Source organism: Planktothrix sp. PCC 11201, assembly GCF_900009135.1.
Lineage (GTDB): Bacteria > Cyanobacteriota > Cyanobacteriia > Cyanobacteriales > Microcoleaceae > Planktothrix.
The window spans coordinates 557,917-571,564 of record NZ_LT797688.1 but is presented as its reverse complement, the minus strand read 5'-3'; the positions used below and the strand labels follow the sequence as shown (position 1 = coordinate 571,564).

The window sequence follows — 13,648 nt, the reverse complement described above, 5'->3', positions numbered from 1 at the left end:
AATTAGACTTGGGTTTTTTGGTAAAACCTTAATTATTCATCGCATCAGCTTCTCCTTTAGCCTGTTCTTGATTTCGACGATATAATGCAGCCCGATTTTGGGCGGTAGCATAGCGTTCAAAATCGGGAGAAACTGCTTCCATATAATCGGCGGCTTGCTGCCATTTCTGGGCTATTTCTAACCATTCTTGACGGGTATCAGCAAATTTTCCCTCGGCGGAGGCTTCTTCTGCTATTTTCACTCCTCGACTAAATTGTTGGGCTGAAGATAAAGTTTCTGATGGTTTAGGAGATGATTCTATATCGGTTTGTGGCTTAGATTGTAGGGATTCTAATAATTGAAATTGTAACGCATTGTACAGAAGAAATCCCATTAATATTAATACCACAGTAACAGCGATCGCCCAAATTAAATTTTGTTGTAATTGACCTAATTTTGGCTGGTTAGATAAGGATTCAATGGGTAAATCACTTTGATTTGAAACCGAAATTTTCTTAAAAATATTAGGCTTTTTAAGAATAATTTCTTCAGACCATAATAGTTGATTTTCAGGATCTTGAGTAATATCTTCTAACCAGAGTAACTGTTTTTCTTGTCGGATGCGACCATAAATCCTAACTCGACGAATATTACGCGGTGAAATTGATTCTAAAATCCCCCAAATTTTCTTAACAATGATTGATTTTTCTAAGGATTCCGCATTTTTTGCTTCACAAAGTAATTGCAAAACATCATTAATAAAAATAGCCCGATTAGTTACCCCTAAATCCGCCATTTGTTCGTTAAGGATTTGAATGATAGCTGCAATCCGGCCCCTGTGAGCTTGTTTATTCATATTTTGAACTCGATAATGCGGTTTTTCCCCTGAAAAATATAAGGGGGATTTAGAAGTTATCCCCCATCTATTGAGTCATCTTTTATTTTTGAATAAACTCTCCTAATTTACGAGTCATGGTTTCAATTAGTTCCGCTTTAGAATGAGAGGGATTATCCATCTCAACTTCTAAGCGTTGAACCACCTCTGGAGGGAGATTCAGTAAGTCTAATAACTTTTGATACGCGGCGGCTTCTTCGGGGTTAATTTTAGGTTCATCTGGGGTACGAGAACTGGAGTTAATCACTTCATATCCTAAAATGAGTACCAATTCCCGTTCGGCTTGGGTTTCTAGTTTAGGAATTAACTCCTCTAAGGGGATATTTTGCATTAAATAATCCCTTAATTCCTGTTGAAGTTCCTGGTGTTGTTGTTCCTGTTTGGCAAACACACGGCTCAACTGATCTAGCATCAGATTAACTTCTTCAGTGGCTAATTCTCCATCTGACCAAGCCATCGATGCTACAACCCGCAGAAGATTCATTTGACGGGGTGTAATTGAAGGAGGCGGCGGGACTTCCATTAACCTAACCTGTGAATATTTCCCCCTAATCATCTCATAATTTGTGATAGGGACAGCCTAACCAACCTTCAAAGTTTCGTTTCTGTTGGGGGGTGAGTTGCGCCACGGAAACAATTTTGTAATGATTAGGACGGGGAGCGGTCAAGGTAACTTGACAAGTTCGCAATAAATCTTGATGAAAAAATGTTAATTCTATTCTATCCCCTGGTTTGTAATCTTTTAAGCGCTCATGGAATTGGTCGGAGGTGACTTTAAAGCCATTTAAAGCTAAAAGTTCATCATTAATATCTAATCCGGCGGTTTCTGCGGGACTATCTGTTTCTACAAATTTGATGATTTCTCTGCCTTTTTCTGACGCAACTTTGCAGCCTAAATAGGGGGTTTCGTCGGTGGTTTCCGCAACTATTTGTAAACCAAAGGGTTCTAAATATTCATCGTAGGGTAGTTCGGTAATTCCATGCAAATATTGTTGGAAAAAATCGCTTAAAGATGTTTCAGCAACGGACTCGATAATCTGTTCTAATTGTTCGGGAGTAAAGCCAATTTCTGGTTGACCAAAGGTTTCCCACATTTGACGCATTACATCATCAAGCGATCGCCGATTTCCATGTTTTTCTCGAATTAACAAATCTAGTAAAAATGAAACTAATTCCCCTTTTAAATAATAGGAAATTTGGTTATTATCGCTATGGGATTCTCGTCGATAAAGTTTAATCCAAGTATCCCAACTTGATTCACTTAAAGGTTGAACTAACCGCCCATGAGTGGTTTGTAGACGGGTAATTTCTTTGGAAATAGCATTAAAAAAGCCCTTAACATCAAAAATTCCCGCCCGATAGGGAATTACCATATCATAATAACTGGTGGTTCCTTCGGAAAACCACAGGGAGGGAGTATAGTTTTCCTGTTCATAATCAAACACTTCTAAGGCTTTCGGACGAATGCGTTTGACGTTCCATAAATGGAAAAATTCATGGGCGACTAACTGCATAAATCGATTATATTTATCAGGGCTACGGAAGCCAAATCGAGAATAAATTAAAGAGCAAGACTCTTTATGTTCTAAGCCGCCAAAGCCATGATTAGAAAGATGTAATAAAAATAAATAACGTTCATAAGGTAGTCCTCCAAATAATTCCGATTCGACGGCGATAACCTTTTGGAAATCCGTAATTAACCTTTCAGGATCAAGATTTCCTTCGCCCCAAATCGCTAATTGATGGGGTTTTCCCGCTACTTCAAATTCATATAAACGATGGGTTCCAATTTCAAAGGGACTATCAACTAAGGTATCAAAATCATCAGCATAAAATGTATTGGGTTGATGGGAAAGGGTTGGTAAAGTTGTGCTAACTTTCCAATTTTTAGGGGTTTCTATGGTAACTTGCAGGGGTTGTTGTTCGTAGCCTGGGACATATAAAAATAAAGCCGCCCCATTAAAATAACCATGGGAAGCATCTAAATGATTAGTTCTCACACTTAATTCGTTGGCAAAAATTCGATAATAAACGGTAATTTCTGTGGCGGAATTAGTTTGAATTTGCCAATGATTTTTACTGATTTTTTTCCAATTTAAAGGGTTTCCATCCTGATCACAAACACCCAAATCCTGTAAATGTCGGGAATATTCCCGCACCAAATAAGATCCCGGAGTCCAAACGGGCATTTTTAAATCTAATACGCAGGACGAAATAATCTCTTTTTGAATGCGTAGGGTGACTTCAAATAAATGGGATTCGGGTTTGGAAAGGGCTACCCAATACCGTAATTTAGGAGTAATTGTAGCCTGATTATAAGCCAGGGTTTGAGTCGCTTCAGTCATGATTTTTATAGCTAAAAAAATTTGTTAATAAACAATAATTTCCCCCCCCGTGAACCGAATATACCGTTAAACAGAAGGGAAAATTAAGAACGCTAAATTTTAGCGTTGAATGTTTGGGATTTATTGACTAGAAAGATGGTTTAAATGTTTGAGATTGAGTAAATGAATGACTTGTCGTTCTTCATCAATATTCATCCAACCTTTGCTCATAATTTTATCCATAATTTTAGTTGTTTCTTCCAAGGAAATATCCGTAACATCCGCTAAATCTTGGAAAGGAATATTAAAAATATCCGCCCCTTTTTCCGTGGGCTGACCATAATTTTCAGCTAATTCTACCAGGGTATTGGCAAGTTTAACCGCCGGAGGTCGGTGACGAATTTGATAACGTTGGTTGGTTTGACGTAAACGACGCACCATCAACTGCAACATTCTATGGTGAAGTTGGGGATCTTTAAACAGCGTCTGGATAAAGCGTTGGGCCGAAACACTAATTAATCGCACGGAAGACAGGGCGATCACATCATTAGCCCGGGGAGATTCATCTAAAATCGCCATTTCCCCAAAGAAATCTCCTCGTCCCAAAATGGCTAATGTGACAACTTCATCTCCCGATAAGCGTCGGACTTTCACCCACCCAGAAACGACAAAATAGACTGCATTTCCCCAGGCATCCTCCATGACCACCGCCCTATCAGCCGGATATTCATGTTTGACAGCAACGGATAGCAGCCATTCTAACGTTTCAGGATTGGCCCCTTTGAATAGTGGAAAAAGCTCGCTAAAAGCTTCAGTTTGCATGAGAATTTGCTACGTTTTTTAAGTAGTAGATTACCGATCCACTTTGATGAATATTACCAAGATATCTTATAAATTGATCTAGTTGCAAATAGAAAAACGGGTCAACCCCTATAAATTTAGGTTAACCCGCAAGCTTGGGAACGCTTAGACCAACTATTTTTGGACAACCAATTTCACGTTGGCGTTTTGTAGACCGCGCTGTTTAACATCAGCTAAGGTCTTGTTAACGGCGTATTTTTGGTTAATAGAGTTGATCAGTTCGGTTTGGTTGTGTTTTTTAGCCACACCCCACAGATCAGCAATTAAATCAAAAGTACCATCGCTATTGCGAGACCAACCGAGGTCATATTCGCCTTCAAGGACTGCCACTAAGTCGGCACGAACCCGTTGGCCATTATAGCCACGGACATCGGCATTAGTTTTGGTGCTAATACCAAGATCACTCAGAGAAGCTTTCAGGATTTCGGAATCGGCGATTTTAGTACGCAGTGTGCTAAAGTGAGACATTTCGGTATCCTCCGTGAACTGAAAACGAAACAACAACGGTTTGGTTAGAATCAGTGCCGTCTTTATAAGGGGACGGCTTTTTTCGTTCTTGGGAACTGCTAGTCAGTTTTAGGGACTAGCCTTAACTCCTATTTGGACTAGGAGTAAGCCTTTAGAACTCCATGCGCTGATATTCAGCGACGGAGGACGCAGCCGGACGTGCACGCTGTCTTGCCCAATCTCGTAGTGCGGTGACCTGTTCGTTCATGGTCTTGGACAAGGGCAGGGTGGATTTAATCGCGGCAATGATATCAAGCTGCGTAAACTCGCGGTCTTGAGCAAAGGCCTCGTACATCGAAGCGATTACTGCCTGCTCAATTTCTGCTCCAGAAAAGCCTTCGGAAACCTTAGACAGTTGTTCTATGTCGAAGCGTTCGATTTCCCGACGACGTTTGGACAGATGAATTTTGAAAATATCTTGGCGTTCTTCTTGGGTGGGTAGATCCACAAAGAAGATCTCATCAAATCGACCTTTTCTCAGGAATTCCCCGGGAAGGCGTTCGACGCGGTTGGCCGTTGCCATCACAAATACGGGAGAGCTTTTTTCCTGCATCCAGGTCAGGAATGACCCAAATATACGGCTAGAGGTTCCACCATCGGAATCTGCTGATCCGCCACTGCCCGCAAAGGATTTATCTAGTTCGTCGATAAATAAAATCACGGGGGAGATTGATTCAGCCGTCTTCAAGGCGTTTCTTAGGTTGGCCTCGGAACGGCCCACCATGGAACCGTCATAGACCCGACCCATATCTAACCGGAGTAGGGGTAATCCCCATAACCGAGAGGTGGTTTTCGCAATTAGGGACTTTCCGCATCCGGGTATCCCTAAAATTAACATCCCCTTGGGTTGAGGTAGACCATATTCCCTGGCTCTTTCGGTGAAGGCGTTGGAACGTTGGTGTAACCAGCGTTTCAGTTCTTCTAAACCGCCCACGGAATCGATGGTTTCATCGACATCAATGTATTCTAAGATGCCATTGCGTCGAATTAGTTGTTTCTTTTCGGTGAGAACAACACCCACTTCTTCTTCCGTCAGACGTCCGGCGGTGACCTGGGCTTTCCGGTAGACTTTTTCCGCCTCATCCTGGGTTAAGCCTAAAGCGGCTTTGAGCAGTTTTTCTCGTCCTTCGGTGGTTAAACGTCGAGACCGGGCTTGCTCCAGTTGGGAGGTTAATACTAGATTCAGTTCCTTCATATCGGGCAGAGCGAAGTCCAGAACCACAACTTCTTTCTCTAACTCGATAGGAATAGATTGGATCGGCGACATTAAGATGATCGTCTTATTTGTGCCTTTGAAACTGGCGATCGCATCCCGCAAACACCGGGTCACTTCAGGGGAATCCTTGAAGGGATGCAAATCTTTAAATATATAGATACTTCCGCTTACGTTAGGCTCTTTGTGCCGAATCGCCCACTCAATCGCCGCTTGCGGAGAGACTGTGTTAGATTGAACCGCAGTTCGGGCTTGATCGTATTTGACTAAACCGCGAGTGACTGTCCACACATAAACCTCTCTCTGGCGCTTGGCTTGTGCGATTTTGGCTATAGCCTGCTCAGACCGCTCTTCCTCGGAGGTGACGAGGTAGATCAGAGGATATCGGGCTTCAATTAAGATACTGAGTTCTTCTTGCATAGTCCTCGATCCAATAGAGACGGTTTAACGTTTACAGAATCTGCTAGTCCTAACCTCCGATGAAGCTAGGGATTTAGCAGGGAACCAGTTCTTCTTCTCCTGGTTGGGCCGTGCTAGATTCCATTTCTCTCACAGACCCGACTGATAGTTCATCATCGTTATTAATGCTGGGTTGCTCTCTTAATGAGGCTAGTTCCCCGTCCTTAATAATGATCGAACTGGAACAGTCTGGACAGGAGTAGACCCGATGGGTTTGTCCATAAGATGCCTCCACTTCGTCTACCAATTCGGAATTGTTCAGGTAAAAAACAATTGCCCGTTCAGCAATGGACGACATCGGCTCTGATTCAACTGCCGCTTTTATTTTTAATTTGCGATGCAGTTCCGGCGGAATATAGAGAGTTACCTTTTGCTTATTTTGCATAGGACTGTGAACTTGTGTACCCGGGTATGTGTCTCAAGATAACGAACCTTTTTCCAGATGTCAAGACGTTATGCCTCTATGACGGCATTTTTGTAATATTTCGTTACATTGTGTCGGTGGGCGGGTAATATAGCTATCCGAATCATCGTAGGGGCGAGGCGCGCCTCGCCCCTACTACACTACACACCGAATTTGTGTCCATTTTTTAGGGTTAATAGTCTTGATCATTATGAGTGTACAATTCATTTAGACTTGCTATATAAGTAGTTGAGTAACTTTGTTGCTGATACATGAATAACCAAAGACAACCCAGAGAATCCTTAAATAAAGCCTTTCTGAAAGTCAAAGTCAGCCGCAGCGATATTGAACAATTTAAAGCTAATTTGATTAATCTCCTAGAGCAAATCAACGAAAAGGAGTCAGAAGAATTTCATAAAAATCTCATGGCTGATTTCCTGAAAAATACCTATTATAGCCCTAATTATTTTATTAATACCAAAGAACGTAACGATCTAGTGATTCACAATCAAAAAGATTCTCAAAGCAGTGTAGGTATTATTCTGGAAGTCAAGAAACCTAAAAATAAAGCGGAAATGGTTAAGGTTGAAAACCTGAACGCCAAAGCCTTACAAGAGTTAGTTTTATATTTTTTGAGGGAACGAATTACCCATAATAACCTAGAAATCAAACATTTAATTGCTACTAATATTAATGAATGGTTTATTTTTGATGCCCAGATTTTTGAAAAATATTTTTGTGAGAATAAACAATTAATTCAACAATTTGAAGATTTTGCAGCCGGACGCTTAACGGGTAAAACGACCGACTTTTTCTATAAAGAAATTGCCAAACCTGCCATAGAAAAGATTAAACATGAACTACAATTCACTTATTTTAATATTCAAGACTACGAAGCATTTGTTAGAGATGATAACCCCGAAAATGATGAAAAAATAATCGCTTTATTTAAGTTACTTTCCCCGCAACATTTATTAAAATTACCGACTGCTAATGATAGCAATACCCTGGATAAAGGCTTTTATAGTGAATTACTCCATCTGATCGGTCTAACAGAAACCAAAGAAAAGAATAAAAAACTGATCAAACGTCAACCGGAAGGAAAACGAAATCCAGCTTCACTGCTGGAAAATGCTATTTTACAACTCGATAGTTTAGATAAAATTTCCCGAATAGAAAAACCCGAACAATTTGGAGAAACTGCACCCGACCAGGTTTTTAATATTGCTTTAGATCTATCAATTACTTGGATAAACCGGATTTTATTCTTAAAATTATTAGAATCTCAATTAATAACTTACCATAAAGGCGAATGTCGAGGCGGAGCCTATCGCAATTTTGCCTTTTTAAATTTAGATAAAATTCATAACTTCGATGATTTAGATCGGTTATTTTTTCAGGTATTAGCGGTTAAATCTAGTGAGAGAAAGCCCGATATAAACAAGATATTTTCTCCGGTTCCCTATCTGAATAGTTCCCTATTTGAACCCACCGAACTCGAACATCAAACCCTTGTTATTAGTAATCTGAGAGCCGAAAAACTCCCGATTTTATCAACAACTGTTTTAAAAGATCCTAACGGAAATAAACGCACCGGAGAACTGAATACCCTACAATATTTATTTGAGTTTCTCGATGCTTATGATTTTAGTAGCGAAGGGTCAGAAGGAATTCAGGAAGATCAGAAAACCCTAATTAACGCTTCGGTTTTAGGACTAATTTTTGAGAAAATTAACGGTTATCAAGACGGGTCATATTTTACCCCTGGTTTTATTACCATGTATATGTGTCGGGAAACTTTGCGGAAAGCCGTTGTCCAGAAATTTAATGAAATTAAAGGTTGGAATTGCCAAACTATTGATGATTTATATAATAAAATAGAAGATAGAACCGAAGCTAATCAAATTATTAATAGTCTAAAAATTTGTGACCCGGCGGTGGGTTCGGGACATTTCTTAGTTTCAGCGTTAAATGAAATTATTGCGATTAAAAATGATCTGAAAATTTTACAGGATAAAACCGGAAAACGATTAAAAGAATATCAGATTGTTGTAGAAAATGATGAATTAATCATCACCGATGAAGATAATAAACCCTTTAGCTATACGCCGCAAAATCGGGAAAGTCAACGCATCCAAGAAACTCTATTTCACGAAAAGCAAACGATTATCGAAAATTGTTTATTGGGGGTGGATATTAACCCCAACTCGGTTAAAATTTGTCGGTTACGGTTATGGATAGAATTGTTAAAAAATGCCTATTATAAACCGGAGAGTAATTACACGGAATTGGAAACCCTACCGAATATTGATATTAATATTAAGTGCGGTAATTCTTTAATTAGTCGTTTTCCCTTGGATGCGGATTTAAAACCAGCATTAAAGAAAAGTGGTATTGATATTGAAGCCTATCAAAAAGCTGTCCAGACCTATCGCCATGCGGAGAATAAACAGCAAAAGCGGGAGATGGAAAAGTTAATTAATAGTATTAAAAGTAATTTCAAAACCACACTTCAAGGAATTGACCCCAAGAAAACTAAATTAAGACAGTTAGAGGGAGAAATTTATAATTTAGAGAATCAACTTTCGCTATTTGAGGAAACTAAAACCGAACAAAAAGCGCGAGAGAAAAAAATTATTAAGTTAAATAATGAGATTGATAAGTTAAGGGTGGAAATTGAGGAAATCGAAAGTGGTAAAATTTATGATCATGCGTTTGAATGGCGGTTTGAGTTTCCTGAAATTTTGGATGATGAAGGAAAGTTTATTGGGTTTGATGTTGTGATTGGAAATCCTCCTTATGGAGTATTCCAATCAAAACTAGAATTAAATATTTTATGTAATAATTATGGCGAATTAGGGATCAATAAACTCTTAAAAGATAGCTATTTTATATTTTGTTTATTAGCATTAAAAAATATTTTGAAATCTGATGGATGTTTATCTTTTATTATCCCTAACACATGGAAATTAATTGATGCTGGGTATAATTTTAGGCAAACTTTACTTAATAATTTCTATTTCTTTGGTATAGATGAATTTAAGGAAAAAATATTTGATGCAACGGTAGACTGTGATATTATTTTCATACAAAAATGTAAAAAATATCAATATTTTATAAAAGCAAAATCACATCATCTAAATTCCAATGTAAAGGTAAATAATATAAAAAGTTCTTCTCTGTTGAATCAGAAATTTTTTAATTTTTTATTAAGTGAAAAAGAATTATTAATTTTAGATAAAATACGTTCAAAATCTTATTATGTAAAAGATAATTTTGAGATAAAAAATGGTGTAAAGCCCTATGAAATTGGGAAAGGTTTTCCGCCACAAACCGAAGAAATACTAAAGCAAAAACCTTATACTGATGAAACTAAATTAAACTCAAATTTTCAACCTTTAATCGGGGGTCGTTCTTTTCATAAATATGTAAATTTATGGAATGGAGATTTTTGGATTAGTTATGGAAAATGGCTGGCAGCCCCTAGAGAAAGATCAATATTTACAGCGAATGAGAAATTAATTTTTAGGCAAACAAGTGATCGGATCATCGGAACAATTATTGAAGATGGATTTATTATGAGAGATAATACTCACATCATTCTTAAAAAAGACGAGAGATTTAATCTTAGATATTTATTAAGTATTTTAAACTCAAAGTTAGTTGATTTTTTTTATACCAGCATTAATCCTGAAAAGGGAGAAGCCTTAGCACAAGTAAAAGCTTTTCATTTAGGAATGTTACCCTTTTATCCACTACCTATAGAAGATCAAATGCCTTTTATCGAAATTGTTGATCAAATCCTCACCGCCAAAAAATCCCACCCGAATGCAGATACAACAATATTAGAACAAAAAATAGACCAACTGGTTTATGAATTATATGGATTAACAGAAGAAGAAATTAAAATAGTTGAGGGTAAAACCTAAAAAGAGATCATCCACTTCCCCTGATTTCCCCTTGACAATTCCTCGTTTCTAGGTTCTACCTAGAAATGCTATTCATGGAGGCTCCGCCTCCTATTATTATTTGAGGCAGAGCCTCAAAATTAGTATTCCAATGCAGAGCATTGGAACAAGAAGAAAGAGGAATAAATAGGAAAATTCATAGGGTTTTCCCCTCGTTTCTAGGTTCTACCTAGAAATGCTATTTATGGAGGCTCCACCTCCTATTATTACTTGAGGCAGAGCCTCAATATTAGTATTCCAATGCTCTGCATTGGAACAAGAAGATCAGGAAAAAAGGGAACATCCGTTAAATTTTTTCTAGCTTCTATAGCAAGTCTAAATGAATTGTACACTCACAATGATCGGGGTTATTAACCCTAAAAAATACTTACATTCCCTTGTAGGGGCCAGGCGCGCCTCGCCCCTACGATTATTTGGATTTCGAGCTATTTTTATAACTGATTGAGACTTGCTATACTTCAGAATAAATAGCGATTGATTCAAGAAAAGTTGATTATTTTAGCTCATCTTCAGATATGTTTGCAGTTTTCATAAGAACACCTAATATTCCGAGCTTTAAATCTTGATTCCGATGAACTGGAACAGAAACAATCCTATTATTTTGGGGATTTTGATAAATATGATGACTACCTTTGATTCTTTTCAAAATCCAGCCTTTTCTTTCCAAAATCTTACAAAAATTTTTCCCAGAAATTGATTTCATACTGCAATTTCCACAATGCGGTCAGTTTCTTTTTCCTTTAGACTTTCATTTGCCACCTCTAACCAACCTTCTATCGCTTCTTGCAGATTTTCCATCACTTCTTCCCACGTTTCTCCTTGAGTCACACATCCAGGAAGTGCAGGAACTTCTGCCCAATACCCTCCATCTTCTGCTTCGTGAACAATAGCTTTAATATTCATAATTGGGTAAAGTAGATATTTTATTATTTTACCATTAATGCTATCCTTTCCGGTTAGTGCGACCCCCTTCTATCCCCTATTTCCCCATCTTCTGTTAAATTGATTCATATATATGTAGATGGTAACTTCCATGCAATATCCTGTCCTGAACGTGAATAATCTCCGGGTGGAGTTTGAAACCGACGAGCGGACGGTCGCCGCCGTTGATGGTATTTCCTTCCAGGTCGGACGGGGACAAACCCTGGGGATTGTGGGCGAGTCCGGTTCAGGAAAATCCGTCACAGCATTGGCAATTATGGGGTTACTTTCCACCGCAACTACTCAAGTTAGCGGGGAAGTTTGGTTTCAAATTCCCGAATCTGAAGACTATAACTCCTATTCTCAACCCGTTAATTTATTACAACTTTCATCAACTCAAAAACAAACCTATCGAGGTGGTCAAATTTCCATGATTTTTCAGGAACCTATGACCTCCTTAAATCCCGTATTTACTATTGGGTTTCAGTTAACAGAAGCTATTATTCAGCATCAACAAATCTCTCCCAAACAGGCGATGTGGAAAGCCGCATCCTTATTACAGGAAGTCAAATTACTTCCCAGTGATGATCAATTAATGCAGCAAGCATTAGAAGAACAAAACCATCAAGCAACATCCCGTTCTCCCCAGGAATTACAGGATAAACGCACCAGAAAAAGAGAAGTAATTCAACAGGTGAATGCTCAAAAACGAGCCATGTTAGATCGCTATCCCCATGAATTATCCGGGGGACAATTGCAACGGGTAATGATTGCTATGGCTATTTCTTGTAACCCCATATTATTAATTGCGGATGAACCGACAACGGCCTTAGATGTGACGGTACAAGCCACAATATTAGAGTTACTTCAAGAGTTACAAGAATATCGGGGAATGGCGATGATTTTTATTACCCATGATTTGGGAATTGTCGCTCAAATTGCTGACCAAGTGGCGGTCATGTTCCAGGGAAAAATAGTCGAGTCAGGAACGATTAAGCAAATTTTTACAGCCCCTCAAAATCCCTATACTAAAGGATTATTAGCTTGTCGTCCTACCTTAGATAACCCGGCGGTCAGACTACCCACGGTGGCGGATTTTATGGAAGTTGTTACCTTGGAAAATGGAGAAAAAGAAATTCGGGAAAAACCTCAATCGGAAGTTAATAAAATTTATAATAATATTTCTAATAGTGCTTTAAGTTCTAAATCCTTTTTATCAAGTCTGGCCTCAGATCATCCGCTTTTATCGGTTAAAAATTTAAGGGTTGGTTTTAAAATCCCCGGAGTATGGGGTCAAACTAAACGGTTATTTATGGCGGTTAATGATGTTTCTTTTGAGGTTTATCCCGGGGAAACCTTGGGATTAGTTGGAGAATCAGGCTGTGGAAAAAGCACCTTAGCCAGAGCGATTTTACAACTGATTAAACCCTTGAGTGGTCAGGTATTATTTGAAGGTCAGGATATTACCGCACCTTATTTAGAAACAGCTATCTTTAGTGGATTTACCAATTATCGAAATCAGCAACAGTTTAATCATAAAATGCGTTGGGTGCGGCGGAATATGCAGATTATCTTTCAAGATCCGTTTAGTTCCCTTGACCCTAGAATCAGCATTGGGGAGGCGGTAATGGAACCTTTAATTATTCATCAAGTGGGAGATAGTTTTAAGGAAAAATGCGATCGCGTGGCTTATTTATTAGAAAGAGTCGGATTAAATCCTGATTTAATACGCCGTTATCCCCATGAATTTTCCGGGGGACAAAGACAACGAATTTGTATTGCTAGAGCTTTAGCATTAAATCCTAAATTTATTATTTGTGATGAATCGGTTTCGGCCCTGGATGTGTCGGTACAGGCGCAGGTTTTGAACCTCTTAAAAGAGTTACAATCTGAATTTAATCTGACTTATATTTTTATTTCCCATGATTTAAGTGTAGTAAAATTTATGAGCGATCGCATGATTGTGATGAATCAAGGAAAAATCGAAGAAACCGGAACCGCCGAAGAAATTTATCGTCATCCCAAACAAGCCTATACTCGCCAATTAATTGCTTCTATTCCTTCAGGGAATATTAGAAATAGTAACTTTAATTGACAGGAAGACAAACACGGATTATG

The 13,648-nt window shown here is 38.6% G+C and carries 11 protein-coding genes; 2 read left to right on the top strand and 9 right to left on the bottom strand.

The window, feature by feature from the left end:
- Nucleotides 1-28: 28 nt before the first annotated feature.
- The 7 genes from PL11201_RS03260 to PL11201_RS03230 all read right to left on the bottom strand — a co-directional run bounded on the left by PL11201_RS03260 (nucleotide 29) and on the right by PL11201_RS03230 (nucleotide 6,623).
- Nucleotides 29-835, bottom strand: coding sequence for a hypothetical protein (locus PL11201_RS03260; RefSeq protein WP_079677163.1), 807 nt, complete (start codon nucleotides 833-835; stop codon nucleotides 29-31).
- An 82-nt stretch (nucleotides 836-917) separates the two neighbouring features.
- Nucleotides 918-1,397, bottom strand: a complete 480-nt coding sequence (locus PL11201_RS03255; RefSeq protein ID WP_079677162.1) for a tellurite resistance TerB family protein — start codon at nucleotides 1,395-1,397, stop codon at nucleotides 918-920.
- A gap of 34 nt (nucleotides 1,398-1,431) precedes the next feature.
- Nucleotides 1,432-3,219, bottom strand: a complete 1,788-nt coding sequence (locus PL11201_RS03250; RefSeq protein WP_079677161.1) for a M61 family metallopeptidase — start codon at nucleotides 3,217-3,219, stop codon at nucleotides 1,432-1,434.
- Between the two features lie 120 nt (nucleotides 3,220-3,339).
- Nucleotides 3,340-4,020, bottom strand: a complete 681-nt coding sequence (locus PL11201_RS03245) for a Crp/Fnr family transcriptional regulator (protein ID WP_079677160.1) — start codon at nucleotides 4,018-4,020, stop codon at nucleotides 3,340-3,342.
- A gap of 153 nt (nucleotides 4,021-4,173) precedes the next feature.
- The gene (locus PL11201_RS03240) at nucleotides 4,174-4,527 is read right to left on the bottom strand and encodes a DUF1257 domain-containing protein (protein WP_079677159.1); all 354 of its coding nucleotides are present in this window, start codon (nucleotides 4,525-4,527) and stop codon (nucleotides 4,174-4,176) included.
- A 151-nt stretch (nucleotides 4,528-4,678) separates the two neighbouring features.
- Nucleotides 4,679-6,199: a stress-responsive protein Ycf46 gene (locus PL11201_RS03235; RefSeq protein WP_079677158.1), complete on the bottom strand. Its 1,521-nt coding sequence runs from the start codon at nucleotides 6,197-6,199 to the stop codon at nucleotides 4,679-4,681.
- Between the two features lie 73 nt (nucleotides 6,200-6,272).
- Entirely contained in the window at nucleotides 6,273-6,623 is a 351-nt protein-coding gene (locus PL11201_RS03230; protein ID WP_079677157.1) for a slr0373 family blue light stress response protein, read from the bottom strand.
- A gap of 290 nt (nucleotides 6,624-6,913) precedes the next feature.
- Here PL11201_RS03230 and PL11201_RS03225 point away from each other — a divergent pair, with 290 nt between their 5' ends.
- Nucleotides 6,914-10,570, top strand: a complete 3,657-nt coding sequence (locus PL11201_RS03225; protein WP_079677156.1) for a DUF7149 domain-containing protein — start codon at nucleotides 6,914-6,916, stop codon at nucleotides 10,568-10,570.
- Nucleotides 10,571-11,102: 532 nt separating this feature from the next.
- Here PL11201_RS03225 and PL11201_RS03220 read toward each other — a convergent pair.
- Both PL11201_RS03220 and PL11201_RS03215 read right to left on the bottom strand, forming a co-directional pair.
- Nucleotides 11,103-11,312 (bottom strand): type II toxin-antitoxin system HicA family toxin, encoded by a 210-nt coding sequence (locus tag PL11201_RS03220; RefSeq protein ID WP_079677155.1) that lies wholly within the window; start codon nucleotides 11,310-11,312, stop codon nucleotides 11,103-11,105.
- Nucleotides 11,309-11,512, bottom strand: a complete 204-nt coding sequence (locus tag PL11201_RS03215) for a type II toxin-antitoxin system HicB family antitoxin (RefSeq protein ID WP_079677154.1) — start codon at nucleotides 11,510-11,512, stop codon at nucleotides 11,309-11,311. The genes PL11201_RS03220 and PL11201_RS03215 overlap by 4 nt, the downstream gene beginning before the upstream one ends.
- Before the next feature lie 130 nt (nucleotides 11,513-11,642).
- Here PL11201_RS03215 and PL11201_RS03210 point away from each other — a divergent pair, with 130 nt between their 5' ends.
- The gene (locus tag PL11201_RS03210) at nucleotides 11,643-13,625 is read left to right on the top strand and encodes an ABC transporter ATP-binding protein (protein ID WP_079677153.1); all 1,983 of its coding nucleotides are present in this window, start codon (nucleotides 11,643-11,645) and stop codon (nucleotides 13,623-13,625) included.
- The last annotated feature ends 23 nt before the right edge of the window (nucleotides 13,626-13,648 follow it).

Excerpts from the sequence above, each read along its gene's own strand:
- PL11201_RS03225 (WP_079677156.1), top strand. The coding sequence starts at position 6,914 with ATGAATAACCAAAGACAACCCAGAGAATCCTTAAATAAAGCCTTTCTG.
- PL11201_RS03240 (WP_079677159.1), bottom strand. The coding sequence starts at position 4,527 with ATGTCTCACTTTAGCACACTGCGTACTAAAATCGCCGATTCCGAAATC.
- PL11201_RS03245 (WP_079677160.1), bottom strand. The coding sequence starts at position 4,020 with ATGCAAACTGAAGCTTTTAGCGAGCTTTTTCCACTATTCAAAGGGGCC.
- PL11201_RS03220 (WP_079677155.1), bottom strand. The coding sequence starts at position 11,312 with ATGAAATCAATTTCTGGGAAAAATTTTTGTAAGATTTTGGAAAGAAAA.
- PL11201_RS03230 (WP_079677157.1), bottom strand. The coding sequence starts at position 6,623 with ATGCAAAATAAGCAAAAGGTAACTCTCTATATTCCGCCGGAACTGCAT.
- PL11201_RS03250 (WP_079677161.1), bottom strand. The coding sequence starts at position 3,219 with ATGACTGAAGCGACTCAAACCCTGGCTTATAATCAGGCTACAATTACT.
- PL11201_RS03260 (WP_079677163.1), bottom strand. The coding sequence starts at position 835 with ATGAATAAACAAGCTCACAGGGGCCGGATTGCAGCTATCATTCAAATC.
- PL11201_RS03210 (WP_079677153.1), top strand. The coding sequence starts at position 11,643 with ATGCAATATCCTGTCCTGAACGTGAATAATCTCCGGGTGGAGTTTGAA.
- PL11201_RS03215 (WP_079677154.1), bottom strand. The coding sequence starts at position 11,512 with ATGAATATTAAAGCTATTGTTCACGAAGCAGAAGATGGAGGGTATTGG.
- PL11201_RS03235 (WP_079677158.1), bottom strand. The coding sequence starts at position 6,199 with ATGCAAGAAGAACTCAGTATCTTAATTGAAGCCCGATATCCTCTGATC.
- PL11201_RS03255 (WP_079677162.1), bottom strand. The coding sequence starts at position 1,397 with ATGGAAGTCCCGCCGCCTCCTTCAATTACACCCCGTCAAATGAATCTT.